Raw genomic sequence first — 25,065 nt, 5'->3', positions numbered from 1 at the left:
GCGACACGCCCGGGCACCGGGACGACGGTTGACAGACGGCCGGGGGTCCGACGTACCGTCTTCAGGTCCTACTTCGGGAAGCGGCTGTTGTTCGCTTCGTTTCTTCGCCCACTGGCCACGCCCGCACCCCTCGTGAGTGCCCGCGTACGCCAGGTCCAGGGGGTGGGGGTCGGCGGAGCGGCGCGGACCGGCCGCGCTGTCCCGGTGTCGGTCGGGTGGAACGTGGCCAGTAGACAACGGCGCGACGGGGGCAGCCAGCCCGCGGCGGGTCGGTCCGAAGGCCGCGCAAGGCCCATGACCCCACCGGGCCCGGAAGGATCTCCGGGAGCAATCGGGGCGTGGCCCGCAGGCCGCGCCCCGATCTGTGTTCGCGCAGGTGGCGCACGGGTAGCGTGCCCGACATGAACCGTGACCGCCGACAGGTACCCTTCCGCGGGTGAATTCATTGACGCTTCAGCCGACGCAGCCGGTCGCCGCGCCGGACCCGGCGCTGCGCGCCGGGCCGCGCCCGCTGCGCCTGTGGATCGCCGTGGCGGCCGCGGCCGCCGCCGGTGCCGGGCTGCTGCTGTCGTTCCCCCCGTACGGGCTGTGGTTCCTGGCGCCGGTCGCGGTGGCGCTGCTGGCCGCCGCGACGCACCGGCGCCGGCTGCGCGCCGGTGCCGGCCTGGGCATGATCGCCGGGCTGGTGCTGTTCGTGCCGCTGCTCGACTGGACGAACCTGGCCGCCGGCTGGCTGCCGTGGATCCTGCTGTCGCTGGCGCAGGCCGGCTACCTGGCGCTGCTGGGCCTCGCCGGCGCCTGGCTGTCGCCGCTGCACGACCGGTGGCGCTCGCTGTGGCCGCTGACCGCCGGCCTGCTGTGGGTGGCCCAGGAGGCGCTGCGGGACCGGGCGCCGTTCGGCGGGTTCCCGTGGGGGCGGCTCGCGTTCAGCCAGGGCGACGCGCCCGCGCTGCGCCTGGCCGTCCTCGGCGGCGCGCCGCTGGTGAGCTTCGCCGTCGCCGCCGCCGGCGGTGCCCTGGTCGCGCTGGCCTGGCGCCGCTGGTCGCGGCCGCGGACCTGGGCCGCCGCGGTCGGGTTCGCCGCCGCCGCGGCCGTCGCCGTCGCCGGGCCGGCCCTGGTGCCGGTCGCCACGCCGGGCGGTGAGACCCGCACCGTCGCGATCGTGCAGGGCAACGTGCCGCGCCTGGGCCTGGACTTCAACGCCCAGCGGGCCGCGGTGCTGCTCAACCACGTACGGGCCACCCAGAACCTCGCCGACGAGGTGCGGCTGGGCCGCCAACCGAAGCCGGACCTGGTGATCTGGCCGGAGAACTCCAGCGACATCGACCCGCTGCGCAACCCCGACGCCGCGCAGCAGATCGCCGCCGCGGCCACCGCGATCGGGGTGCCGATCCTGGTCGGCGCGGTCCTGCGCGGCGACGTGCCCGGCGAGATCCGCAACGCCGGCATCCTGTGGCGGCCGGTCACCGGCCCCGACCTGGAGCAGGTGTACATCAAGCGGCACCCGGTGCCGTTCGCCGAGTACATGCCGCTGCGCCCGATCGCCCGGGTGGTCAGCGAGAAGGCCGACCTGGTGAAGAACATGGTCGCCGGGCAGACCCCGGGTGTGGTGCGCACGCCGGCGCTGACCGTCGGCGACGTCATCTGCTTCGAGGTGGCCTACGACTCGATCGTGCGCGACACCGTCACCGGCGGGGCGCAGCTGCTCGCCGTGCAGACCAACAACGCCACCTTCAACGAGGCCGAGGCCCGCCAGCAGCTGGCCATGGTGCGGCTGCGGGCCGTCGAGCACGGCCGGGAGGCGGTCATGGTGTCGACGGTCGGTGTGTCCGGTTTCGTGGATACGCAGGGCCGGGTCCACTCGGCGACCGGCTTCAACGTCGCCGCCGTGGTCCTGCGTGGCATTCACGTCGGTGGACCGCGTACGCTGGCGACTCGTCTGGGGCATTGGCCGGAGCCGGCCGCGGTCGGCTTGGTCGTGCTCCTGCTGGCCTTGTCCGCGCCGATGCGCCGGCGCCGTAACGGCGAGAACCCCGCCGCGGAAAACACGACGGAGGAACGGTGAGCGACGCGAACCCGACGGCATCGGGCGCGGAAGGATATCCGGGGATCGGACGCGTCCTCGTGGTCATCCCGACCTACAACGAGGCCGACAACATCCGGCTGATCACGGATCGGGTGCGCCGGGCCGTGCCGTCGGTCGACATCCTCGTCGCCGACGACAACTCGCCCGACGGCACCGGCGGCATCGCCGACGAGATCTCCGCCGCCGACGACCACGTCTTCGTGCTGCACCGCGCCGGCAAGGAAGGCCTCGGCGCCGCCTACGTCGCCGGGTTCGCCTGGGCGAAGAACAAGGGCTACGACGCCGTCGTGGAGATGGACGCCGACGGCTCGCACGCCCCGGAGGAGCTGCACAAGCTGCTCGACGTGCTGCGCGACACCGACGCGGTGCTCGGCACCCGGTATATCCCCGGCGGCAGCGTGCACAACTGGCCGATCCACCGGCTGCTGCTGTCGCGGTGCGGCAACATCTACATCCGGATGGCGCTGGGCATGCCGTTCCGCGACGCCACCGGCGGCTACCGCGCCTACCGGATGCAGACCCTCGACGCGATCGACGTCGGCACCGTCGCCTCCACCGGCTACTCGTTCCAGGTCGAGCTCGCCTGGCGCACCTACCGGCACGGTTTCCGGATGGCCGAGGTGCCGATCACGTTCACCGAACGCGAACACGGCGTCAGCAAGATGAGCGGCAACATCTTCAAGGAACAGCTGCTCAGGGTCACCAAGTGGGGTGCGACGGCCCGCCGTGACGCGCTGCTGGCCCGGCTGGGCCGCAAGCCCCGGCAAGGTTCGACCTGGCCGTGACCGGGCACCGGCGTGTCATGCTGGACTTGTCCTGGTGACGCGCCGGAAGGTTGTGGATGATGCGCCGAGGCCTGGCCCTGCTCCCGTTGGGGCTGCTGCTGCTCGCGGTGGCCGAGTTCGCCGTGTTCGTGGCGGTGGTGCACGCCATCGGCGGGTTCTGGGCGCTGATGATCATCATTGGGTCGAGCATCGTGGGGCTGGCGCTGCTGCGCCGTGAGGGCGTCCGCGGCTGGCGGGCGTTCCGCGACGCCGCCGAGTCCGGCCGCCCGCCGGGCGCGCAGGTCAGCAACTCCCTGGTCGGGCTGCTGGGCGCGCTGCTGCTGGCCGTGCCGGGCTTCATCAGCGCCGCCGCCGGGCTGCTGCTGGTGCTGCCGCCGGGACGGATCCTGGCCCGCCGGGCGGTGGAACGCGCCACCGAGCGCCGGGTGTCGTCGGCCGTCGCCGGTGACCTGTTCGGCCCCCGCCACGTCCGGGTGCACCAGTCCGACCCGCTCGCCGACCCGCCACCGGCCTCCCCGCCCCCGCCCGGCGGGGTCATCCAGGGCGAGGTCGTCGAGGGCGAGATCGTCCGCTAGCCGGCGCCCGGGCACAGCAAATCGCCGCCCCGCTGCTGCGGGACGGCGATCGGGTGTTGCCGCGGTTCAGCGCCCTCGACGGGTGCGAACCTCCTGCAGCCGCTCGTTGAGGATGTCCTCGAGCTCCGAGATCGACCGGCGCTCGAGCAGCATGTCCCAGTGGGTACGCGGCGGCTTCGCCTTCTTCTGCTCCGGCTCGTTGCCGTCGACCAGCCGCGCGACGCTGCCGTCGAACTTGCACTCCCAGGTGATCGGCACCTCGGCGTCGACGGCGAACGGCACCTCGAACTGGTGACCCTTGACGCACAGGTACTCGCGGGTCTGCCGAGGGGCCAACTCCGTGTTGCGGTCGGACTCGTAGCTGACTGCGCCTAGACGGCTGCCGCGCAGCATGCGCTCGCCCATGATCGGCTTTCCCCTCGCTCGTGGTGCTGCTTCCGTTGGTGTAACGAAAGGGGCGGTCGCGAGATTCCTGGCGACCGCCGTGTGTCGGCGGTGTTAACGCAACGAGCGTAACCGCCCGGATGCATTATCGGCCGTCTCAGCCCCGTCTTGAAGTGGACCTTGGTCCACTTTACTGGATTTTGTGAGATCTGCGGATGGTGCGATGTCGGTCACCGTGTCGCGGGCGCGTCGGCCGGCCCCTGCGCGGGCACCGCCCGGCCCGGCCCCAGCGACGCCAGCGCCGACGCCAGGTCGCTGACCTGAGCGGAGAGCTGCGCCACCCGGGCGTGCGCGCCGTCGGCGCCGACGGTCGCCGCGTCGAGACGCTGCCGCAGCGCGGACAGGTCCCGCTCGGCGTCCGCCCGGACCTGGTCCAGGGTAGCGCGCAGCGCCTCGACCTCCCGGCGCTCCGACTCGGCCTGCCGCTGCGCGGCGGCGGCCTGCTGCCGGGCATCGGTGAGTGCCTGTCCGGCGGTGGTGAGCTCCTGGCGGGCCGCGGCCAGCTCCGCGCGGGCCGCCTCCCGGCCGGCCTCGGCGGCCGCCGTGGCCTGCCGGGCCTGGTCCGCGTCGCGGCGTGCCGCGGCCAGTTCCTCGCCGGCGGCGACGGCCTGCTGCCGGGCGTCCGTGAGGGCTTCCCCGGCGGTGGTGAGTTCCTGCCGGGCCGCCGCCAGGTCCCGGCCGAGCGCGGTCGCCTCCCGGCGCGCCTCGTCGGCCTCCCCGCGCGCCGCCGACGCCGCGTCCCGGGCGGCGTCGCGGTCGGCCTCGGCCTGCACCCGCAGGACGGCGGCGGCACCGGCGGCCGCCTGCGCCTCGTCGCGGCCCGCCACGGCCCGGCGGGCGTCGAGAGCGGCCGACTCGGCCAGCCGGCGCGCGTCGTCGGCGGCCCGCACCGCGTCGTCACGCTCGGCGCGGGCGACCACCGCCTCCTGCGCGGCGGTGCCGGCGGCCTCGGCGGCCCGGTCCGCGTCGCGGCGGGCGTCGTCGCGCTCGGTGTGCGCGGCGGCGACCTGACGGGAGGTCTCCGCCCGCACCTCGGCCACCTGCCGCTCGACCCCGGCCGGGGACATCTCGGCGTGCAGGGCCTCGCTGAGGGTGCCGACGAGCTGGTCCAGCCGGTCGACGGCCTCCCACGTCCGGGCGACCTGCCCGGCCAGGCCGGGGGAGGAGCGGTGCCGCATCCGCACGTTGCGCGACGCCCGCTGGCACTCGCCGTCGTTGTCACGGCAGTAACGGAACGGGCGGCCGGCGGCGGCCCGCTGCGGCACGGGCCGTCCACAGTGCGCACAGGGCCGCGTCTCGGCCGGCAGGTCCCCGCCGAAGGGCCCACCGTCGGCCCGGTCACCCGGGGAGCCGGTCTGCGCGGGCACGGTCATCACGGAAGCGTCGTCATCCACCATCGCGCACCGACCCTAGACCCACCCACCGACATCGTGCCGCCACCGCGCCGGTGCCGCGACGCCGCTCCACCACGGCCCGCTCAACCCACCCCGGCGACGAGCCCGTCACGGCGTCCGGTCCGCGGGTTTCCATGCGCCACCGTCCCGAGGGAAGGAAGCCATCCAGGCTGTCCAGTGGAGTAGCTGGTCTCGCTGTCGCCGTTTGGCGCGTCGCAGCGAGTTGAAGTCGGCCAAGGCGACGTCGAGGCGGTAAAAGGCGATCTCAGGCCGAACGGCCGCCGACGGGCGCCAGTCGTTGACGTGGACGACCAGGCATATCCACGAAGCCTCCGGCGAACCCTCGTACAGGTAAGGGAGCAGGGCGAATGTCTCCTGGCCCCGCGGGTGGAGGCCCCTTGCCCTGCGGCTGAACCCTCGCTGCTCGGCGGTGCCGATGAGTCTCGTCAGGTCGTCGCCGGAGGCGACGCGCGGGTCAGCGGGCACCGGCCAGCCGAACCATGACTGAACTGACTTCCGCTCGATGCGGAGGCGACGCAACACGATCACCGCTCAAGTCTGCCTGCGTGGGCACCGGCGGGCCCGGTCAGCGGGTTCTTCCCGCGGACCCACCGCCCGGGCGGGTCGACTTCGGCGAGGTCACGATCGACCTGCGCGGCGAGCCACCGGGTCCGCTACGTCCTGGCCGGCAACTCGTCAAGCCAGCGATGTCCTGGGTGTACGCGGGCGAGTAGCCCGGCCAAGGTCGCGCGTTGGTCCGGGGTCAGGTGCGGGACGGTCTCGTCGAAGTCAGCCTGGTCCTTCGGGCGTGCGTGCTTGGCCTTGAACAGCAGGACCAGCTCCGGCACGAGGTATGGAACGGCGTCCTCGGTGTAGTGGATGATGTCGCGGTAAGGAAGCCGAATCGTCTCGTCATGTCGGCAGATCCAGGTATCGCCCTGGTGCGGTTCACGGAACACGTCGAGCAGATAGTCGCCGGTAGCCGGTTCGCGTAGCCAGGTCTGGTGCGTGACCGCGATCTCGTCCGGTGTGGCGTCCTGCCAGATTCGGCCGCTGCCTACCGCGTCGAAGACGTATCCGGAGAAACGGCCGCGGATCTCGGGGAAGCCCGCGGCGGGGATCGCGATCTCGATGTCCCCGTGCTCGCGTGTCTGCTTGCCGCGGAACAGATCCAACGCCCAACCCGCGGCCACGCACCAGGGCGTCGCCGTGCCGGACAAGTGCTCTGCGACCTGGTTCGGGGTCCAACTCGACGACCAGCTGGCGCCCAGGGCATCGATCTCGGCCGGTGACAGCCGGTGACCGCGGGCCGGCAGTTGCTCGCTCACTGCGGGAATCTAACAGCGGAACCGAAGACCACGGCCGACCTGGCTGTCGCCCGTGACCGACGGGGTGGTGAACCCAGCGGCGCCATGATCGCGGAAGGGACGATCTCCGCCCGGCGGCCGGTCCCAGGGGCGCGACGCCGCACTCAGCGGCCCGGTGTGCCGGTCAGCCCCGATCTTGCGTCTGTGGGACCACGCCGCGCGTACCCGATGGCGGTCTTTTGTCCTCAGCCGCGGAGGAAGTCCTTGACGGCGGGGGCGACGGCCGCGGCCTTGACGATGTGGGTCTGGCCGGGGAGGGTGCGGTACTCGGCCTTCGGGAGGGCTTCGCTGAGGGCCTTGGCCGCGTTGCGCATGTACTGCGGGCTCTTGCCGCCGTCCATGACGATCGCCGGTGCGTGCACCTGGGACCAGCGGGCGGCGTTCAGGGGCTTGCCGCGGCCGGTGTCCCCGAGGATGTGCAGGTCGTAGGGCAGTGTCGGGGCTACGGCCTTGAGCCTGCCGAAGACCGGGGTCAGCGACATGATCCACACCACGATGCCGGGCACGCCGACGTGGCGCAGGAACATCTTGACCGCGCCGCCGTTGTCGCCGGCGGCGATCATCGCCTCGGTGCGCGGCACGTAGGTGTCCGGGCGGGCCGGGTGGGTGTCGTCGACGATGAACGGCGGCTCGTAGAGGGCGAGCCGGGCGACGCCGGGCAGGCGGTTCGCGGCGTCGGCGGCCAGGACCGCGCCGGAGGAGCAGCCGACCAGGTGCGCGGTGCCGCCGGCGGCCTCGATCAGGGCGGCGAGGTCCTCGATCTCGCGGTCGGCGGACCAGGGTGCGGTGTCGCCGCTCGCGCCGCGGCCGCGGCGGTCGTAGATGAAGACCGTGTACTCGTCGGCGAGGGCGGCGGCCAGGTCGCGGGCCGGGCCGTTGTCGCGGTAGCACATGGCGCCGTCCACGATGATCAGCGCGGGCCCGGAGCCGACGGTCTCGTAGGCGATGGTGGTGCCGTCGGCGGAGGTGACAGTTGCCATGATCTTCGTCCTTCAGGAGTCGGTGGTCTCGAGCGATTCGAGCAGCGGCCGCCAGGGCGCGGTGTCCGCGGCGGCGAAGAGCGCGTGGCCGGCGATCAGGGTGCCGTTCAGGCCACGGATGAAGCGGTAGAGGGCGTCCGGGGTGCGGATGCCCAGCGTGTGCGGGTTGGTGAAGTAGACGACGCCGTCGCCGGTCAGCGCGCTGCGTGCCGGGTCGCCCGCGCGCGGTGCCGCGCCCAGGCCCAGCGCCGCGTGCAGCCGGCGCCAGGTTCCCGGCCAGTCGGTGACCGGCGGCCCGAAGACCGTCACCGGGGTCGCGGCGCGGCCGGGGAACTCTCGCAGGTACTGCACCAGGGTCGCGAAGAACAGCTCGGTGCCGAAGCCCATCGCCTCGAACTCCTCGGCCCAGTCGTCGCCGGGCAGGAACCCGCTGGTCACGGTCCGCAGGACGGTGCCGGCCCGGTCGCGGCCCTCGATCAGATACTCGTACGCGACGAAGCGGCCGTCGCCCGCCGTCGGCGTGCGGTACGCGAAGCGGTGCGGCGGCTGCGACACCGTGACCGTGCCGTCGGGGATCCAGCCGTCGCCGAACGAGGTCCGCACGCTCGCGCCGTCGACCTCGGTGGCGCCGACGAACCAGGAGCTGATCCCCGGCCCGGTGGCGATGGCGTCCCAGACCTGCTCCGGGGTGGCCGGCACCTCGGCGTCGTGCCGGGCCTCGAAGTCCTTTCCCATCTCAGTCCTCCCGGGTGACGGTCGGGTGCACGGCGACGACCAGGCGGTGGCTGCGCCCGCCGGGTGCGTCCTCGTCGTGGTAGCGGCTCACCAGCCGGGTGACGGCGACGGTCAGCTCCTCGGCGAACGCGGCCCGGTCGGCGGCGCTGGCGAAGCGGACCTCGCCGTCGATGGCGAACGTGGCGACCCGCTGCCGGGCCCGGCCGGCGCCGGTGAGCAGCTCGCCGACGTCGCGGACCAGCCGGGCGGCGACGGCGAGCAGCCAGCGCGCCGACAGCCGGTCCGGCTCCCGGGACGGATCCGGGGCGAGCGCGGACATCGTGGCCGGTGAGATCACGTACGACGCGGCGGTGGCCCGCAGCATCCGTTCGGTGACGTTGCCCTTGCGGCGCTCCTCGACCAGCTCGATCATGCCGTGCTGCTCCAGGGTGCGCAGGTGGTAGTTGACCTTCTGCCGGGGCAGGCCGACCTTGGCGGCGAGCATCGTCGCCGAGCCGGGGACGGCCAGCTCGGCCAGCAGCCGGCTGCGGATCGGGTCCAGGCTGATCGCGGCCGCGGCCGGGTCCTCGATGACGGCGATGCTCTGCATGTCGAACACCCTCCCACCGACAAAAAGATTTGTCTAGCCGAGATTTGTGGTCGGTGCGGCGGCGGTACGGTTGATCACGTGCCCGGACCGCCGCAGGACCTCGTCGACGACCCCGCCGCGGCGAAGGAGCTGCCGCACAACCCGTACAACGGCGTCACCGGCGGGATCTGGCGGGTGCGGCGCGGCGGCGGCACCGCGATCCTGAAGATCTCCACCCCGGGGCGTCCCGGGGCCGCCGACCACTGGCAGGCCTCCGACGAGCCGGGGCACTGGAACTACTGGCGGCGTGAGCACCTGGCGTACACCAGCGGGCTGGCCGGCACCGCGTTCGCCGACGCCGGGCTGTCCGCGCCCGCCCTGATCGAGGTCGAGGAGCGCGCCGACTCGTCGGTCGCGCTGTGGCTGGAGGACGTCGCGGGCACGCCCGGCACCGCGTGCGGCGCCGCGGAGCTCGGCGATCTCGCGTACCGCATCGGGGTCGGGCAGGCGCGCTGGCTGGACCGGCCGCCGGCCGACGACTGGCTGTCGCGGGACTTCCTGCGCGACTACACCGCGGCGCAGTCAGGGTTCGACGAGCCGGACTGGGACCATCCCGTCGCGGTCGCCGCGTGGCCGCCGCGGCTGCGCGCCGACCTGCGCACGCTGTGGCGGCGCCGGACCGAGGTCCTCGCCGCCGCCGACCGGCTGCCGCGCACGCTGTGCCACCACGACCTGTGGCCGATGAACCTGGTCCTCGCCGCGCGCGGGCCGGTCCTGCTCGACTGGGCGTTCACCGGGCCCGGCGCGGTCGGCGAGGACGTCGCGAACCTGACCCTGGACGCGTTCTTCGACGGCCTGATCGACGTGACGCTGCTCGACGAGGTCGCGGCCGCGGTCGGCGACGGCTACCGGCGCGGCCTCGGCGGCGCCGTCGACGAGGCGGGTGTCGGGCGGGCGATCAGGCTGACCGGCGCGGCGAAGTACTACTGGCTGGCGCCGCGGATGCTCCACGCGGTGGCCCGCGGCCCGGCCCGGCCCGCGTACGACACCCGCGAGACGACGGCGATCTTCGCGGGCCGCGCCCCGGTGCTGTCGCTGCTGACCCGCTGGGCCCGCGACAGCCTGGACGGCTGAGCCGGGTCAGCCGCCCGGGCGGAAGTCCGGCACCAGCATCGCGGCCTTGTCCTCTCGCCCGGAGAACATGTACACGGCACCGGGGCCGGTGATGAACGGCGCCACCGCGGCGGCGGTCAACCGGCGCACGGCGATGCCGTCGTCGAATCCGTTGCCGACGCATCCGGAGTACCGCAGCACGATCTCGGTCGCGCCGGCCGCCGAGCGCACCCGCAGCACGATGACGTCGTCTCCGTACGCCACCTCGGGGGCACAGTCCTGGGGATTGTCGGGTCCGCCGCCGACCGGGGCCCGCGCGATCCGCTGAATCGCCCGGTCGGCCGCGGCGCCGTCCAGGCGCAGGCCCGACACCAGCCACGGCTGCGCGTCTGCCGCACGGAGCTCGTACTTGCAGACCGAGACGGCGCTCACCTCCCGCAGGGCCGCGACGTCGACCGGGCGGGCCGGCCGCAGGGTCGGCCGCGTGCTGATCGGGTGCCGGGCGGGACAGCCGAAGGCGTCGACGTCGACCCGGTGGATCGTGCCGGCGATGAGTTCGCGCAGCGCCACCGGCGCCTGCACGACGACCTCGACCCCGGCCAGGCGCACCGTCGTGCGGTCCCGTTCGCGATCGAGGCCATCGCCGGGTTCGAGCGCATGGTCCAGGCCGACCACCCAGCCGGTGGCGGCGATCCGCGTGCCGTCACCCAGGCAGGCGATGGCGGGTACGCCCCCGCCGGGCCGGGCCACGACCGGCGATTCATCGTCCGGCGGATCGATGCACCAGGCGCCCAGGCGCAGGCCGCTGTCGGCCCAGCCGAACCTGGCGGGGACACCGACCTGGACGCCGCCGTAGGACTCCCAGCGCCAGCCGGTCGGCAGAACCGGCCGGCGGTCGGCCAGCACGAGCTCAGCGGTCACCCGCTCGATGCCCGCCAGCGGCGACAGGGATCCGGACGCCGAGAACATCACCGCCACCAGCGTGGCGACGATCGCGCGTGCACGTCGCATGGCATCCCCGAACCCTCGACCTCGTCGGCTCACCAGGCTGCCGAACGGCCGGACCGAGAAGATCATCTTTTCGGACCCGTTCCGCCTCCGCTCGGGCATGCGTCACCGAGGGCGGCGGGGTCAGCCAGCCGGTGGAAGGTGCAGGTGCCAGCGGCCCGAGCGGTGGGTGAGCCGGGTCAGCGAGAGCGGCGCCACGTCCAGCTGCCACACCGCGTCATCCGGCAGGCCCAGGGCGTGCGTCAGCATCGCCCGCACCACGACCGGGTGGGCGACCGCGACCACCCGCAGCCCGGCCTGTTGGTCGAGCCAGGCACCGGCCCGCCGCCGCACCGCCGCCAGGGACTCCCCGCCGTGCGGGGCCGCGCAGGGATCGGTGAGCCAGGCCTGCAGCCCGAACGGCTCGGCGCCGGCCACGTCGCCCAGGCCGAGCCGCGTCCAGGTGCCGTAGTCGGGGTCGGCGAGCGCCTCGTCCGCCTTCGCATCGTCGTGTCCCAGCGCCGCGGCCGTGCGCAGCGCGGCCCGCGACGGCGCGCAGCACCACGTGTCCGCCCTGCCGCCGAGGTCGCCGGCGTCGCAGAGGGCGAGGGCGGCCCGCAGGCCGCCCTCGTCGAGGTCGTCGTCGCCGCCGAAGACCGCACGGCGCAGGCCCGGGGTCGCGGCGGCGGCGAGCAGCCGCAATCCGCTCACGCGGCTAGGTTATCGGACCTCTGTCGTGCCGCCGGGTCCCGGGTTGCGGGTCGTCAGTGACAGGGGACGCCGAGCAGGTGCCGGCCGTCGTGCATCAGCTCGTGCAGGTACATCCCGCTCTGGGAGATCGCGCCCTGGTCGAACGCGACCAGGTAGGCGAGCAGCAGGAGCAGCACGACGACGCCGGCGGCGGTCACCAGGACCCGCGGGGACACCGCGGGCGAGCTCAGCGGGCGGACCGCGTGAATGTCCGGCATAACCGATCAGACCTCCTACCGGGATGACGCGTCCCGTTCAACAGGCCTGCGTACGCGTGAGTGTCCTGACTCACGGCTCCCGGGGGAACCGTTCACAGTGGCGCGACCGCACCGGATTCACACCGGTTTCCCTCACGACGTCGCAGATGGCCACCCCAACCTAGCGGCGAGCGTCCGAGCCGGTCAATCGACGCCCGCGCCCGGTCTCGGTAGCATCCACATCGACCGGGGGTGTGGGATGCAGTTGCGCAGGGTCATGGTCGCGGCAGCCGTGTCGGCCGCCGTCCTGCTGCCCGCCGCACCCGCCCGCGCCGCGCCCTGCCGGAACCCGCCCGGCGCGGCCCAGGTCAGCAAGGCCCGGCCGTACGAGGAGCGGATGTTCGCGCCCGGGCGGCTCGCCCCGTTCGCCACCGGTGACGGGGTGCGCGTCGCGGTCATCGACTCCGGCGTGGACGCCGGGCACCCGCAGCTGCGCGACCGGGTCGCCGCCGGCCGCGACTTCCTGCACGGCGAGCCGGACGGCCGGCAGGACTGCGTCGGCCACGGCACGGCCGTGGCCAGCATCATCGCCGCGACGCCGGCCGAGGGCGCGGGCCCGCGCGGCCTGGCGCCCGGCGCCACGATCGTGCCGATCCGGGTCAGCGAGCAGACCGACACCGACGGCGGCGGCCAGAGCGGCGGGGAGCCGGCCGACCCGGGCCGCTTCGCCGACGCGATCGACTGGGCGGTCGGCCCGGGCGACGCCGACGTCATCAACATGTCCCTGGTCATGGCCGACGACGACGGCCGGGTCCGCGACGCGGTGGCCCGGGCCGTCGCCGCCGGCGTGGTGGTGGTCGCCGCGGCGGGCAACCACGGCCGGGCCGACGAGGCGAACCCGCGGCCCTACCCGGCGTCCTACCCCGACGTCATCGGCGTCGGCGCGATCGGCGCGAACGGTGTGGCCGGCGACTTCTCCCAGCGCGGCGACTGGGTGGACGTGACCGCGCCCGGCGTGCAGGTCACGTTCGCCGCCCGCGGGTCCGGCCACGCGCGCGGCGACGGCACCAGCTACGCGACGCCGTTCGTCTCGGCCACCGCGGCGCTGATCCGGCAGCGGTTCCCGACGCTGACCCCGGCGCAGATCACCCGCCGGATCATCGCCACCGCCGACCCGGCGCCGGGCGGGCGCCGCAGCGACCGGTACGGCTTCGGCGTCGTCAACCCGTACCGGGCGCTGACCGAGACGCTCGGGCCGGACCGGGCGGCGGCGCCCGCGCCGGCGGTCGTGCACACCGAGGACCCGGCCGCCGTGGCCCTGACGGCCCGCCGCGCCCGCGCGCAGGACCTGTCGCTGATCGTGGCCGCGGCCGGCGCCGGCGTCGTCGCGCTGGTGGTCGTGGCCGCCGCGGCGCTGCGCCGGGGCCGCCGCCGCGGCTGGCGCCCACCGGACCCGGCCGGCACCGACCCGCACTGAAACCGGTCCACTGTGACCAACCGCGCACCCCGGGCCGCGCCCGGCGCGCCTAGGGTCGGGGCATGAGCAGCGAGCAGGCCGTGCGGGCGTGGCTGCGCGAGCGCGGCGCCGAGAGCATCGAGCACCCCGGCGGCACCCTGTATGCCCACCTCGGCCGCGTGCACGACCGGCTCGGCGCGCTGGGCCACGGCCCGGACGTGCGGCTGGCCGGGCTGACCCACGCCGCGTACGGCACCGACGGCTTCGACCGGGCCCTGCTGCCGCTCGCCGACCGCGCCGTGCTGCGCGACCTGGTCGGCGAGCCCGCCGAGGCCCTGGTCTACCTGTACGGCGCCTGCGACCGCTCGCGCAGCTGGAAGGAGCTGCCCGGCACCCGCCGGGTCTGGGACCGCTTCACCGGCCTCGGCCACCACCTGGCCCCGGAGCAGGCCGGGCCGTTCACCGACCTGACCATCGTCAACGAACTCGACGTGGTCGAGCGGGATCCCGGCATCGCCGAGCGCCACGGCGACCAGCTGCGGGAACTGTTCGGGTCCTGGGCGGCGCTGGCCTCCGCGCCGGTGCTGGCGGAGAGCCGCCGCGTCCTGGGCTGACCGGCCGGCGACGGCGCCACTCGGCTACGGTGCCCACCCATGATCTTGGCGCTGTCCGGCTTCGCGCTCATCGGGGTGATCGTCGCGGCCGGGGTCGCGACGCGCCGGTGGGGCGGGCTGCCGGAGAACGCCGAGGCGGTGCTGGGCCGCCTGGTCTACTCGGTGCTGACCCCGTGCCTGCTGTTCACCGGGGTGGCGCAGGCCGACCTCGGCGTGCTGCTGAGCCCGCCGCTGCTGGTCTCGACCGCCGCCGCGCTGATCTGCTTCGGCCTGCACGTGCTGATCGTCCGCGCCCGGGACCCGGGCACCCGGATCATGGGCGGGCTCGTCGCGGGCTACACCAACGCGAACTACATCGGCATCCCGATCGCCACCTACGTGCTCGGCGACGCCACCCTGGTGATCCCGATCATGACGTGGCAGCTGCTGATCGTCACCCCGGTGGCGCTGGTCCTGCTCGAGCGCGCCACCACCGGGCACCCGTCGCCGCGCACCGCGGTGACGGCGCCGCTGCGCAACCCGCTGATCGTCGCGGTCGCGGCCGGCCTGGTCCTGTCCGTGACCGGCCTGCGGCTGCCGGCCGTGCTCGCCGAACCGGTCGCCGCGATCGGCTCGGCCGCGGTGCCCGTGGTGCTGATCGCGTTCGGCATGTCGCTGTCGCAGCGCCGGGTCCTCGCGGCCGGCCCGGACCGGTTCGCCACGATCACGGCGGTGGCGCTCAAGACGGCCGGCATGCCGGCCGTCGCCTTCCTACTCGCGGTCGCGTTCGGACTGACCCGCGACGCGACCTACGCCGTGACGGTCCTGGCCGGCCTGCCCACCGCGCAGAACATCTTCCTGTACGCCCAGCGCTTCCAGACCGGCCTGGTGCTGGCCCGCGACGCCATCTTCCTGTCGACGATCGCCTGCGTCCCGGTGCTGCTGCTGATCGCGGTGCTCTTCGAGCTGTGACGCCTACCGGTGCGCCGGGGCCGGCACGTGCCGCAGCGCGGCGGCGACGCTCGCGGGGGCCGCGGGCAGCAGCGGCAGCCGTACCGCGGCGGTCGGGATGCGGCCCAGCGCGTGCAGCACCCCCTTGATCACGGTCGGGTTCGGCTCGGCGAACAGCGCCAGCGACAGCGCGGCCAGGCGGTCACCGAGCGCGCGCGCCCGTACCGCGTCGCCGGCGTGCCAGGCCTCGACCAGCCCGGCGAAGTCCGCGGTCGCGACGTGCGCCGAGGCCAGGATGGCGCCGTGCGCGCCCATCGCCAGCAGCGGCGAGACGACGGCGTCGTCGGCGCCGAGGATCGCGAGGCCCGCCGGCGGGTCCGCCAGCAGCTCGGCCGTGCCGGCGTCGATCCCGCCGTTGGCGTACTTGATCCCCGCGATCCCGGCGATCGCCGCGATCCGGCGCAGCGCGCCGGCAGACAGCCGCTGCCCGCTGCGGTACGGCACGTGGTAGACGATCAGCGGCACGGCGGCGACGGCCGCCAGGGCCTCGAAGTGCGCGACGACGCCGTCCTCGCCCGGCCGCACGAACGGCGGCACCAGGGACAGCGCCCCCGCCACGCCGCGCAGCTCGGCGACCTGTTCCGCCGAGTCGGCGCCGACGATCAGCGGCGCCTGGCGCTCCCGGCAGACCTGCGCGACCACGTCGAGGACGGCCTGCCGCTCGCCGGCGCTGAGCGCCGACGGCTCCGCGGTCGTGCCCAGGGCCACCAGGCCGGCCGCGCCGGCTGCCAGCGCGTCGTGCGCGAGGCCCTCCAGGGCCTGCAGCGCCACCGCACCCGCGGCGTCGAAAGGGGTGATCAACGGTACGTACACGCCGGAGAAGGTCATGGTCCCAGCGTCCGCCCGACCCGAGCATCAGGTCCAGTTCAGGTTTGCGTGCTCGCCCGTAAGCTGAGCTGATGCTCGACGTCCGGCGCCTGCGGCTGCTCTGCGACCTGTCCCGGCTCGGCACCATCGCGGCCGTCGCGCAGGCGGCCGCGTACACCCCGTCGGCGGTCTCCCAGCAGCTGTCGGCGCTGGAGCGGGAGGCGGGCGTGGCGCTGCTGGAGCGCACCGGCCGCCGGGTCACCCTGACCGCGGCGGGACACGTGCTGGTGCAGCACGCCGAGACGGTGCTCGCGGCCCTGGAGCGGACGTCGGCGGCCCTCGCCGCGGTCGGCGCCGGGCTGTCGGGGCCGCTGCGCATCGGCGCGTTCCCGACCGCGGTCGCCACCCTGCTGCCGCAGGCGCTGGTCCGGCTGGGGCAGCGGCATCCGGGGCTCGAACTGATGGTGACCGAGCTGGACCCGGTCGGCGTGCCGGCCGCGCTGCGCGAGCGGCGCCTCGACGTGGGCCTGCTGCACGACTACGACGTCGTGCCGGTCGAACCGGACCCGGCGCTCGACGCGGTGCCGCTGCTGGACGAGACGGTTTTCCTCGCCGTGCCCGCCGCGGGCGACCGCACGACGCTCGAGCAGGCCCGCGACGCCGCCTGGATCCTGGCCAGCCCCGGCACGCTGTGCCACACGGCGACGCTGCACGTCTGTCGCGCGGCCGGGTTCACGCCGCGGGCGCGGCACCAGGCCGACGACTTCGCCACCGTGCTGGCGCTGGTCGCGGCGGGCCAGGGCGTCTCGCTGGTGCCCGAGCTCGCCGCGGCGGGCACGCCCGCGGGCGTACGGCTGATCCCGCTGCCGACCCGCCGGCGCAACCGGATCGCCTACCGCCGGGGCGCGGCCGGCCACCCCGCGGTGGCCGCGTTCGTCACGGCGATCCGGGCCGCCACCGGCGTGGAGGGTTTGCCCGCGGGCCCGGAGCGCAGCAGGATCGCCGAATGACCGACGTCGTCCTGTTCCACCACGCGCAAGGGCTGACCGCGGGCGTGCACGCCTTCGCCGACCACCTGCGCGGCGCGGGCCACACGGTGACCGTGCCCGACCTCTACGCCGAGGTGACCTTCGACGGCCTGGACGCCGGCATCGCGCACGCGTGGGAGATCGGCATGGAGGAGATCATCGCGCGCGGCGTCGCCGCGGTGGCCGGCGTGCCGGACCACGTCGTGTACGCGGGCTTCTCGCTGGGCGCGATGCCGGCGCAGAAGCTGGCGCAGACCCGGCCCGGCGCGCTCGGCGCCATCCTGTACCACGGCGGGGTGCCGGCCTCGACGTTCGGCGACCGGTGGCCGTCGCGGGTGCCGCTGCAGCTGCACCTCGCCGAGGACGACGAATGGAGCGAGGTCGAGGTCGCGCGGGACCTGGCGGCGGCCGCCCGGGACGGGACGCTGTTCGTGTACCCGGGCTCGGCGCACCTGACCACCGACAGCAGCCTGGCGCAGTACCAGCCGGAGACCTCGGCCCTGGTCCTGCGGCGCAGCCTGGAGTTCCTGCGCCGGGTCGGGTGATAGGTTGGCGCCGTGCCCCGGATGGGCCGACCCGATGGAGGCAGCGACTTCAGCCGCCGCTGAGCCAGGATGTGTCGCTCACCGGTCGGGCCTATCCGGAAATTACCTCCCGCCTTTGCTGTGCGGGTGAACCGTCGCGCCCTCGGCCGCAAGTCGCCGCCTTCGTCGTCACCAGCGACGAGAGGCAAGAGATGACCCCCGAATCCACCCGGCTGGACCACGCGGCCGGCGAACCCGACATCACCGCCTACCCGGCACACGAGCGCTTCCCCGGCCGCCGGCCGGCGGTGCTGGTGCTGCCCGGCGGCGGGTACCGGTTCCACACCGAGCACGAGGGCGAGGGCTACGCCCGCTGGCTCAGCGACGCCGGGCTGCACGCGTTCGTGCTGCGGTATCCGCTGATGACCGGGTACCGCTTCCCCGCGCCGCTGGAGTCTGGGCGCGCGGCATTGCGGTGGATCCGTGAGGGCGGGCACGGGCTGGCCGTCGGCGACCGCGTCGGCGTCATCGGCTCCAGCGCCGGCGGCCACCTCGCCGGCCTGCTGGCGACCGGCACGGTGCTCTCCAGCGAGCGGCTCGCCGCGCCGCCGCCGCGGCCGGACTTCGCGATCCTCGCGTACGCGCCGGCGGACCTGCGCCTGCTGCCGGACGCGCCGGTCGAGTGGATCCTCGACGGGCGGATGGAGCTGCGCGACGAGCTGTCGCCGGCGCGGAACATCGACGCCGACACCTGCCCGACGTTCCTGTGGGCCACCGCCGAGGACCCGCCCGGCTTCCCGAACGCCCTCGCGTACGCGGGCGCCCTGTTCGACGCCGGCATCCCGGTGGAGCTGCACATCTATCCGCGGGGCCGGCACGGGCTCGGCCTGGCGGACGGGGTCGCCTACGGCGAGCACGGCCACGTCCACATTCCGCACACGGCCCGCTGGGCGCAGGCCTGCGAGGCGTGGCTCGCCGCGGAGGCGGGTTGCTGAACCGGTCCGGACCGGCGCCGCCTGGTGACAGGCGGCGCCGGATCGCCCTAACCTCGGTCGATGATCCGAAACGCCTACCTGGAATCCGCTCGGACCGCCGTGACCCTGCTGCGCCATCCCGCGCTGGCCGAGCGCTGGTCCGCGCCGAGCGCGCTGGCCGACTTCTCCACCGGCGGCCTCGCCCGCCACCTGGCGGACCAGCTGACCCGCACCGTCACGTTCCTCGCCGCCGAACCGGGCGGCTCGGCAATCTCGATCATGGAGCACTTCACCGGGAACTCCTGGGTCACCTCGGGAGTGGACGGCGCCGGCAACGTGCGCATCCGCGGCCGCTGCGAGCAGGCCGCCGCGCAGATCACCGCCGGCGGCCTGGCCGCCGAGGCCGGCGCCGCCCTGGACCTGCTGGACACCGTCGTGCCGGGACAGCCGGCCGACCGGATCGTCGACCTCGACGACTGGGGGCTGCTGGTCGACGACTTCCTGCTCACCCGGGTGATCGAGCTGGTCGTGCACGTCGACGACCTGGCGGTCAGCCTGGACCAGCCGACGCCGGAGCTGCCGGCCGAGGCGACCGAGGCGACGATCCGGCTGCTCGGCCGCCTCGCGGCCTGGCGGCACGGCCCGCTGCCGGTGATCCGCGCCCTGACCCGCCAGGAGCGGGCACCCGCCTCGATCTCCGCACTGTGAGCACGGGCGAGCGCCGCCACGGTCGACCGTGGCGGCGCTCGGTGGGTCAGCCGGGCCCGGCCCGGATCCTGGATGCGCTCGATGGGGCTTGCTCCACCTGGCCACGCGCCAGGGGCATCCGGGCCGTGGGGTGTCGCCGCGGCCGGCTCACTCCGCGAAGATCCTGACCTTGGTGTCCTTCTCCTCGACGTCGATGGTGAGCTCGCCCAGGTGCACCACCAGGTCCTGGAGGTCCTCGGGTTTGAGCTGGGTGACGTCGATGTCCACGCCGTTCTTACGCAGCGCCTCGTTGACCTGCTCCTTGGCGCCGTTGGGGAGCAGGCTGGCCAGCTTCACCCCGGCGCGCAGCAGCGACAGCGGGACGCGGATGTTCACCTTCGTCGGCGCGTCGGCGCCGCTCGCCTGCTCGTCCACCAGGATGCGCAGGTACTTCGGGTTGCTCACGGTCACGTCGGCGGCGCGGGCGGCCGGCGCGGCGGGCTGCTTGTCCAGCGCGGCGATGAGGCTGTCGGCCTCGTCGGCGCTGATCTGACCCTCGGCCAGCATCTGCAGCACGTGCATGCGGTTGTCGTTCATTTCCCTCTCCTTCGTACTGGATGATTCGGACCAGGAGCGCGAGCCCGGCGCCGTGCGCCGGGGAAGGGACGGGATCACGGCAGCGCCTCCAGCTCCCGGATGGCGTCGGCCGCGGTGATCTCGCCGCGCTTGAGGCGGTGGATCACCTCGGTGCGTGAGGGCGCCGGATCGGTGTCGACGAACTCGAGTCCGTCGCCGATCCGGTTGAGCCGGTTCTTGATGGTGGGGTAGCTGACCCCGAAGATGCGCTCCATCTCCTTGATGGAGCCGTGGCAGCGCACGAACGCGATGACGAACACCTGGTCCTCGACGCTGAGCTCGGCCAGCTGGGGAAGCTCGAAGGCACCCTCGATGACCACGCCCGTGTCGGCCAGCCGCACCCGCTCGACGATGAGCGACTGCCCCTGGGTCAGCTTCGTGAGTTCCTGCCACTCCATGATGTCCTCCTTAACTTTCTCAAGTATCACCTTGAGATTCTTAATTCTGCAAGCCTTGGGGTTGAGATTCTTCCCGGGAGTCGAGGTAGGCGTTCAGCGCGGCCGCGCCGGCGAGCATGGCGCGGCCACGGTCGGCGAGCCGGGCGTGCCAGTCGCGCAGCGCCGACTCGAGCGGCGCGACGCCCCCGGCGGCGCGGACCTGGTCGATCAGCGGGGCGATCTGCGCCAGCCGGTAGCCGCCCCGCCTGAGCTGGTGCACGAGCCGGGCGTCGCGCACGTCGCCCGCGCCGTACACCCGGTAGCCGGTGCGCGGCTCGCGGCGCGGCCGGACCAGGCCGGCGCGCTCCCACTTGCGCAGCGTGGCCGGGCGGATGCCGAGCCTTCTCGCCAGGGGACCGACGAACGTGTCGCCGCGCTCCGCCGGCACCGGGCTCAGATCGCGCAGCGCGGCCTCGACGGCCAGCAGGGTACGGCGGTCGTCGAGCAGCTGGACGTGGCTCTCGTCGATGATCCGCAGCGCGTCCCCGACCGCGTCCCGGTGGATCGTCCGCATGATCGCCGCGGCCGTCTGGTGGCCGTGCCCGGGCACCAGGGCGAGAAACGCGCGCAGCGCCAGCGCGTGCGCACCCGTGTAGGTGCGGTATCCGTACGGGGTGCGCTCGGCGTCCGGGAGGATGCCGGCCGCCTCGTAATTCCGGACCGCCTGCGTCGACAGGCCGTGCCCGCGCGCCAGGTCGACCGGCCTCAGGTGACCACTCGTTTGAAGGTTTCGCGTCACGGTCCTGCCACTATCGCGTCAAAGTCTCAACCGGCGGTTCAACGATACGGTCGAGGGTATGACTGCTGCTGTCCACGGCGTCGACGCCGCCACCGTCATGACCCTGCTCGGTTCCCGCCCGCGGCTGCTCGCCCTGGGCGAGCCCACCCACGGCGAGGACACCCTGTTGAGGCTGCGCAACGAGCTCTTCCGGCAGCTGGTCGAGCAGCAGGGCTACCGCGCGATCGCGATCGAGAGCGACTGCCTGCTGGGCCTGGTCGTGGACGACTACGTCACCGCGGGCACGGGCACCCTCGACGAGGTGATGGAGCGCGGGTTCAGCCACGGCTGGGGCGCGTTCGCGGGCAACCGCGACCTGGTGCGCTGGATGCGGGCGTACAACGAGGGCCGGCCGGAGCCGGAGCGGGTGCGGTTCGCCGGGGTCGACGGCCCGCTGGAGATCACCGGCGCCGAGAGCCCCCGGTCGGCGCTCACCGCGCTGCACGGCTACCTCGCCGAGCGGGTCGACGCCGACCTGCTGCCGTGCACCGCGGAGACCCTGGACGGGCTGCTCGGCGCCGACGAGCGGTGGACCGAGCCCGCCGCGATGATGGACCCGTCCCGGTCCGTGGGGCGCACGCCCGAGGCCGGACGGCTGCGGCTGCTCGCCGACGACCTGGCCGCCCTGCTCGACGCGCAGACGCCGCACCTGATCGCGACCTCCACGCCGGACGAGTGGGACCGGGCCCGCCTGTACGGCCGCACCGCGACGGGCCTGCTGCGCTACCACCACTGGCTGGCGGACACGTCGCCGGGCCGGATGACGTGGCTGCTCGGCGTCCGGGACTCGATGATCGCCGCCAACCTGCTCGCCCTCGCCGAGCGCGGCCCGGCGCTGGTCAACGCGCACAACAGCCACCTGCAGCGGGACAAGAGCGGGATGCGGCTCGGCGGCATGCCGCTCCAGTGGTGGTGCGCCGGGTCGATCGTCAGCGCCCGGCTGGGCGAGGAGTACGCCTTCCTGGCCTCGGCCGTCGGCACGATCCGCCACCACGGCGTGGACACCCCGCCCCCCGACACCATCGAGGGACTCCTGTACGCGCTTCCGGAGGACCGCTGTCTCGTCGACCCCGGCGGCCTCGGCGACGCGGCGCACCGCGAGTCCACCTGGTTCGGCTACGCCTCGCTGGACCCGGCACACCTGGCCAACTACGACGCCATCGTGTTCGTCAAGGACGTCAGCCGAGGCTGAGGCTGTCCAGGTTGGCGCCGCTCGCCCCGGTCGTGGTGGCCCGGACCCGCACCGCGGCGCCGGCCGGCAGGGGCACGTTCAGGGCGGCGGTACGCCACGCGCTCCACGCGCCGGTCGGCGGGAACGACAGCTGCGCGGCGACGACCGCGTCGTTGACCGAGATCCGCAGCGGCCGGTCGGCGGTGCCGCCGTTGGCGTACCGGAAGCCCAGCGGGTAGGTGCCGGCCGTGGGTACGGAGACGGTCCACTCGACGTAGTCGCCGGAGGCGCCGGCGTAGTCGAGGTAGCCGCTGCCCGTGTAGCCGCGGTGTCGGGAGGCGATGGCCGCGCCGCTGCGGGCGGCGTCCTCGGCCTCGTACACGACCTGGCGTGACGGGGCCGGGAACGCGCCGCCGCTGGGTTCGACGACCGCCGCGACGCCGCCCGTACCGACGGCGATCATCGGCGTCACGACCGTGAGGATCTTCCGGGCCGCGTTCCAGACCTGCCCGCCGCCGTTGAGGACGGCCGCCGACTCGCCGGTGAACGCGGGCAGGCCGGCGCCGCCGTTGACCCGCATGCCGACCGGCGCCGCCAGACCGTGCAGGCGCACGACATAGCGCCGCGCGGTCGGCGCCCCGGCGTAGGTGCCGGCCGGATGGCCGACCGTCACCCGCAGCGCGGCGTGCGTGTAGGTCAGCGCGGTCGTCGCGGCGGCACCGCCGCGGAACTCCTCGCTCACCCCGTCGTCCTCGTGGAGGGCGAACGAGCCGTCCCGGCCGGTGTAGACCTCCAGCTCCAGCTGGGTCTTGTCCAGGAACGCCGTGCTCTGCGCGTACTTGTAGCGGGGCAGCAGGCTGCCCGCCTTGACGTACATGATGAGCTCGCCGGTGCTGGTGACGTAGCTCTTCTCGGCGGTGTCCGAGCCGACGGTCTGCGCGTCGGACCAGAAGTTGTACCAGGTGTCGCCGGCCGGCAGCCAGACGCGCTGCACCGCGCCCGCGGTGTCGGTGGTCACCGGCATCACGATGATCGACGGCCCCCACAGGTACTGCAGGTCGTGGGTGTACGCCATCGGGTTGCGCTGGTAGTCGATCACCATGGCCCGGGCCATCGGCACGCCGGTCGCGTACGCGGTGTGCGCGATCGTGTAGATGTAGGGCATCAAGGTGTAGCGCAGCCTGGCGTACCGGAGGAATTCGGCCCTGTTCGCGGCGCCCTGGTCGATCGGCCAGCGGGACGCGGCCGGGCCCTGCGTCGCGGTGTTGCCGTTGGAGTGCGGCCGCCAGATCGGCGACATGCTCGCCCAGGCGGCCACCCAGTTGCGGTAGAGGCCCTCGGAGACGATCCCGCCGAGGAAGCCGCCGGCGTCGATGTTGGCGAACGGGAACCCGCCGAGCCCGGCGTTGAGCATGCCCCGGATCTGCTGCTGCATCTCCGGATAGGTCGAGTCGATGTCGCCGGTCCACAGGTGGCCGTAGCGCTGCTGGCCCGCCGTCGCGCCCCGGGTGAAGATCCATGGCCGCCGGCCACGGCCGATGTGCGCGTCCCAGCCCTCCTGCCCGGCCGCCTTCTGGCAGTAGAGGAAGTAGGCGTTGCGCAGCTCCGCCCAGCGCTGACCGTTGGCGGCGAGCGCGTCGTACGGGATGGGGCCCAGCTCGTCGGGCTCGTCGATCCACAACGCGTCGCCCGGATAGCCGAGCGCGGGATCGAGCGCCTTGGTCCAGAACACGTTCCAGGCCCAGGCGCGGGTCGCCGGGTTGCTCCAGTCCGGAACCGCGTCGCCGTCGGCGACGCCGGTCAGGTCGGCCGGGCGGAAGCTGTAGCCCGGCGGCGGGCCGGCGACCCAGCCGGCCATCTCGTTGGAGTTGTTGCGGTTGTAGTCCAGCGTGGTGAGCACGCCGTGCTCGTCGGCCCAGCGCTTGAACGCGGCCGGGTCGGGCCAGCGCTGCGGGCTGAACTCGAACCACGACCCGCTCCAGCCGCCGGAGCCGGCCCGCCAGCGGTTGTCGTGCACCTGGACGTCGAGCGGGAAGCCCGCGTCGCGCAGCGCGGTGATCCGCGAGGTCCACCAGTTCTGGTCACTGACGGTGGGGAAGTTCTTGTCCGACAGCTGCAGCCCGAACACGCCGAGCCGCGGCAGGCGCGGCCGGCCGGTCAGCGCCGTGTACCGCTCGATCAGCTTCACGAACTCCGGGCCCTTGATGACGAAGTAGTCCAGCTGCGGGCGGGCGCCGGAGGCGTCGTGCGCGTCGGCGGAGAACTCGTACGTGCCGCCGTTGCCGAAGTTGAACGTGGTGTCGAACGTGGTGTTGAAGAAGATCGCGTAGCCCTGCGACGACAGGTACATCGGCACGATCGCCGGCGCCTGCTCGCTGTGCTGGGTCAGCAGGCCGTAGTTGTGCGAGACGATGTCGCCGGTCCGGTCGACCTTCGGGGCGCGCCCGTACAGGCCGTGGCCGGCCTTGAGGAAGTGCTCGCCGGGCGCGGCGCTCGTGAACGTCTGCCGGACCGTCGCGGCACCCCAGCCCACGCTGTGCGTGGCGTCCTCCCGGGCGAGCGGGGCGCCGTCGTCGCGGCTGTACAGCTCGAGGCGGAGCGGGTTCTTGCGCAGCACCACCCTGATGCCGTCGGCCGGCGCGGTGGTGACCGTGAACGCGTCGCCGCCGTCGGCCACCTGCAGGGTGCCGCCCAGGCTGGCGTGGCTCGCCGGGTCGACCATCTCGTAGCGGTCGTCGGCGAAGAACGCCTCGCCGCCGCGCACAGCGCGGACGCGGACGATGTGCCCGCCGTACGCGGTGATCCTGAGCTGCTGCCCGGTCGTGCTGGTGACCGTGATGCCGCGGGCGTCGGCAACGTGGCTGCCGTAGCCGGTCAGCGTCTCGTCGGCCAGGCTCGCCGGCGGCGCGGCGCCGACGGGCACCGCCTGAGCGCCGGCGGCCAGGCCGGCAACCTTGAGGAAGTCACGTCGCGACGACATCG

At 74.1% G+C, this 25,065-nt stretch carries 26 protein-coding genes and 1 riboswitch; of the genes, 12 read left to right on the top strand and 14 right to left on the bottom strand.

Annotated features, from left to right (window positions below; translation table 11 throughout):
• Positions 1-445: 445 nt before the first annotated feature.
• From lnt to ACIBSW_RS24030, 3 genes are read left to right on the top strand one after another with little or no spacing between them, the layout of a single operon-like run.
• Positions 446-2,065, top strand: coding sequence for an apolipoprotein N-acyltransferase (gene lnt, locus ACIBSW_RS24040; RefSeq protein ID WP_354722517.1), 1,620 nt, complete (start codon positions 446-448; stop codon positions 2,063-2,065).
• Positions 2,062-2,871 carry a polyprenol monophosphomannose synthase gene (locus ACIBSW_RS24035; RefSeq protein ID WP_354722503.1) on the top strand — a complete coding sequence of 270 codons (810 nt, stop codon included), beginning with the start codon at positions 2,062-2,064 and terminating at the stop codon, positions 2,869-2,871. The genes lnt and ACIBSW_RS24035 overlap by 4 nt, the downstream gene beginning before the upstream one ends.
• Positions 2,872-2,930: 59 nt before the next feature.
• A complete protein-coding gene (locus ACIBSW_RS24030) occupies positions 2,931-3,446 on the top strand; it encodes an FxsA family protein (protein WP_354722504.1) in 516 nt (171 codons plus the stop codon).
• 66 nt (positions 3,447-3,512) lie between these two features.
• Here the strand turns inward: ACIBSW_RS24030 and ACIBSW_RS24025 are convergent, their stop codons facing one another.
• From ACIBSW_RS24025 to ACIBSW_RS24000, 6 genes are all read right to left on the bottom strand, one after another.
• Positions 3,513-3,851, bottom strand: a complete 339-nt coding sequence (locus ACIBSW_RS24025; protein WP_015622005.1) for an RNA polymerase-binding protein RbpA — start codon at positions 3,849-3,851, stop codon at positions 3,513-3,515.
• 209 nt (positions 3,852-4,060) lie between these two features.
• Complete coding sequence (locus ACIBSW_RS24020) at positions 4,061-5,263, bottom strand: serine/threonine protein kinase (protein WP_354722505.1); 1,203 nt, start codon at positions 5,261-5,263, stop codon at positions 4,061-4,063.
• Between the two features lie 695 nt (positions 5,264-5,958).
• Positions 5,959-6,612, bottom strand: a complete 654-nt coding sequence (locus tag ACIBSW_RS24015; protein WP_354722506.1) for a nucleotidyltransferase domain-containing protein — start codon at positions 6,610-6,612, stop codon at positions 5,959-5,961.
• Positions 6,613-6,836: 224 nt separating this feature from the next.
• The gene (locus tag ACIBSW_RS24010; RefSeq protein ID WP_354722507.1) at positions 6,837-7,631 is read right to left on the bottom strand and encodes an alpha/beta hydrolase; all 795 of its coding nucleotides are present in this window, start codon (positions 7,629-7,631) and stop codon (positions 6,837-6,839) included.
• A gap of 12 nt (positions 7,632-7,643) precedes the next feature.
• The gene (locus ACIBSW_RS24005; RefSeq protein ID WP_354722508.1) at positions 7,644-8,366 is read right to left on the bottom strand and encodes an SRPBCC domain-containing protein; all 723 of its coding nucleotides are present in this window, start codon (positions 8,364-8,366) and stop codon (positions 7,644-7,646) included.
• 1 nt (position 8,367) lies between these two features.
• Positions 8,368-8,955, bottom strand: a complete 588-nt coding sequence (locus ACIBSW_RS24000; protein WP_354722509.1) for a helix-turn-helix domain-containing protein — start codon at positions 8,953-8,955, stop codon at positions 8,368-8,370.
• A 78-nt stretch (positions 8,956-9,033) separates the two neighbouring features.
• Between ACIBSW_RS24000 and ACIBSW_RS23995 the strand changes: the two genes are divergently transcribed.
• Positions 9,034-10,068: an aminoglycoside phosphotransferase gene (locus tag ACIBSW_RS23995; protein ID WP_354722510.1), complete on the top strand. Its 1,035-nt coding sequence runs from the start codon at positions 9,034-9,036 to the stop codon at positions 10,066-10,068.
• A gap of 6 nt (positions 10,069-10,074) precedes the next feature.
• Here the strand turns inward: ACIBSW_RS23995 and ACIBSW_RS23990 are convergent, their stop codons facing one another.
• The 3 genes from ACIBSW_RS23990 to ACIBSW_RS23980 form a co-directional block, all read right to left on the bottom strand.
• On the bottom strand, positions 10,075-11,058 hold the full coding sequence (locus ACIBSW_RS23990) for a hypothetical protein (RefSeq protein WP_354722511.1): 984 nt from the start codon (positions 11,056-11,058) through the stop codon (positions 10,075-10,077).
• Positions 11,059-11,178: 120 nt separating this feature from the next.
• Complete coding sequence (locus ACIBSW_RS23985) at positions 11,179-11,745, bottom strand: histidine phosphatase family protein (RefSeq protein WP_354722512.1); 567 nt, start codon at positions 11,743-11,745, stop codon at positions 11,179-11,181.
• A 53-nt stretch (positions 11,746-11,798) separates the two neighbouring features.
• On the bottom strand, positions 11,799-12,002 hold the full coding sequence (locus tag ACIBSW_RS23980; protein WP_354722513.1) for a CbtB-domain containing protein: 204 nt from the start codon (positions 12,000-12,002) through the stop codon (positions 11,799-11,801).
• Between the two features lie 60 nt (positions 12,003-12,062).
• Positions 12,063-12,133, bottom strand: a riboswitch (cobalamin riboswitch).
• Between the two features lie 107 nt (positions 12,134-12,240).
• On the opposite strand from ACIBSW_RS23980, the gene mycP reads away from it, so the two are divergent.
• The 3 genes from mycP (at position 12,241) to ACIBSW_RS23965 (ending at position 15,002) form a co-directional block, all read left to right on the top strand.
• The gene (gene mycP, locus ACIBSW_RS23975) at positions 12,241-13,458 is read left to right on the top strand and encodes a type VII secretion-associated serine protease mycosin (RefSeq protein WP_404799437.1); all 1,218 of its coding nucleotides are present in this window, start codon (positions 12,241-12,243) and stop codon (positions 13,456-13,458) included.
• 62 nt (positions 13,459-13,520) lie between these two features.
• On the top strand, positions 13,521-14,051 hold the full coding sequence (locus ACIBSW_RS23970; RefSeq protein ID WP_354730690.1) for a DUF6817 domain-containing protein: 531 nt from the start codon (positions 13,521-13,523) through the stop codon (positions 14,049-14,051).
• A gap of 39 nt (positions 14,052-14,090) precedes the next feature.
• Positions 14,091-15,002 carry an AEC family transporter gene (locus ACIBSW_RS23965; RefSeq protein ID WP_354730688.1) on the top strand — a complete coding sequence of 304 codons (912 nt, stop codon included), beginning with the start codon at positions 14,091-14,093 and terminating at the stop codon, positions 15,000-15,002.
• Positions 15,003-15,005: 3 nt separating this feature from the next.
• Here the strand turns inward: ACIBSW_RS23965 and ACIBSW_RS23960 are convergent, their stop codons facing one another.
• On the bottom strand, positions 15,006-15,869 hold the full coding sequence (locus tag ACIBSW_RS23960) for a dihydrodipicolinate synthase family protein (protein ID WP_354730686.1): 864 nt from the start codon (positions 15,867-15,869) through the stop codon (positions 15,006-15,008).
• A 71-nt stretch (positions 15,870-15,940) separates the two neighbouring features.
• On the opposite strand from ACIBSW_RS23960, the gene ACIBSW_RS23955 reads away from it, so the two are divergent.
• From ACIBSW_RS23955 to ACIBSW_RS23940, 4 genes are all read left to right on the top strand, one after another.
• On the top strand, positions 15,941-16,858 hold the full coding sequence (locus tag ACIBSW_RS23955) for a LysR substrate-binding domain-containing protein (RefSeq protein WP_354730684.1): 918 nt from the start codon (positions 15,941-15,943) through the stop codon (positions 16,856-16,858).
• Entirely contained in the window at positions 16,855-17,421 is a 567-nt protein-coding gene (locus tag ACIBSW_RS23950) for a dienelactone hydrolase family protein (RefSeq protein WP_354730682.1), read from the top strand. Before ACIBSW_RS23955 ends, ACIBSW_RS23950 begins: the two co-directional genes overlap by 4 nt.
• A gap of 191 nt (positions 17,422-17,612) precedes the next feature.
• The gene (locus tag ACIBSW_RS23945) at positions 17,613-18,395 is read left to right on the top strand and encodes an alpha/beta hydrolase (protein ID WP_354730680.1); all 783 of its coding nucleotides are present in this window, start codon (positions 17,613-17,615) and stop codon (positions 18,393-18,395) included.
• Positions 18,396-18,455: 60 nt separating this feature from the next.
• Positions 18,456-19,082, top strand: coding sequence for a maleylpyruvate isomerase N-terminal domain-containing protein (locus tag ACIBSW_RS23940; RefSeq protein WP_404799436.1), 627 nt, complete (start codon positions 18,456-18,458; stop codon positions 19,080-19,082).
• 147 nt (positions 19,083-19,229) lie between these two features.
• On the opposite strand, the gene ACIBSW_RS23935 is transcribed toward ACIBSW_RS23940, so the two are convergent.
• The 3 genes from ACIBSW_RS23935 to ACIBSW_RS23925 form a co-directional block, all read right to left on the bottom strand.
• Positions 19,230-19,658, bottom strand: coding sequence for an SHOCT-like domain-containing protein (locus tag ACIBSW_RS23935; RefSeq protein ID WP_354730626.1), 429 nt, complete (start codon positions 19,656-19,658; stop codon positions 19,230-19,232).
• Positions 19,659-19,732: 74 nt separating this feature from the next.
• On the bottom strand, positions 19,733-20,095 hold the full coding sequence (locus ACIBSW_RS23930) for a DUF2089 domain-containing protein (RefSeq protein ID WP_354730628.1): 363 nt from the start codon (positions 20,093-20,095) through the stop codon (positions 19,733-19,735).
• A 40-nt stretch (positions 20,096-20,135) separates the two neighbouring features.
• A complete protein-coding gene (locus tag ACIBSW_RS23925) occupies positions 20,136-20,873 on the bottom strand; it encodes a TioE family transcriptional regulator (RefSeq protein ID WP_354730630.1) in 738 nt (245 codons plus the stop codon).
• A 58-nt stretch (positions 20,874-20,931) separates the two neighbouring features.
• Between ACIBSW_RS23925 and ACIBSW_RS23920 the strand changes: the two genes are divergently transcribed.
• A complete protein-coding gene (locus ACIBSW_RS23920) occupies positions 20,932-22,104 on the top strand; it encodes an erythromycin esterase family protein (protein ID WP_354730632.1) in 1,173 nt (390 codons plus the stop codon).
• On the opposite strand, the gene ACIBSW_RS23915 is transcribed toward ACIBSW_RS23920, so the two are convergent.
• Entirely contained in the window at positions 22,091-25,063 is a 2,973-nt protein-coding gene (locus ACIBSW_RS23915; protein WP_404799435.1) for a TIM-barrel domain-containing protein, read from the bottom strand. The genes ACIBSW_RS23920 and ACIBSW_RS23915 overlap by 14 nt on opposite strands.
• Between the last annotated feature and the right edge of the window lie 2 nt (positions 25,064-25,065).

Origin of the sequence: Actinoplanes sp. NPDC049668 (assembly GCF_044465445.1) — a bacterium.
Lineage (GTDB): Bacteria > Actinomycetota > Actinomycetes > Mycobacteriales > Micromonosporaceae > Actinoplanes.
This window is presented reverse-complemented; position numbering and strand designations above follow the sequence as displayed.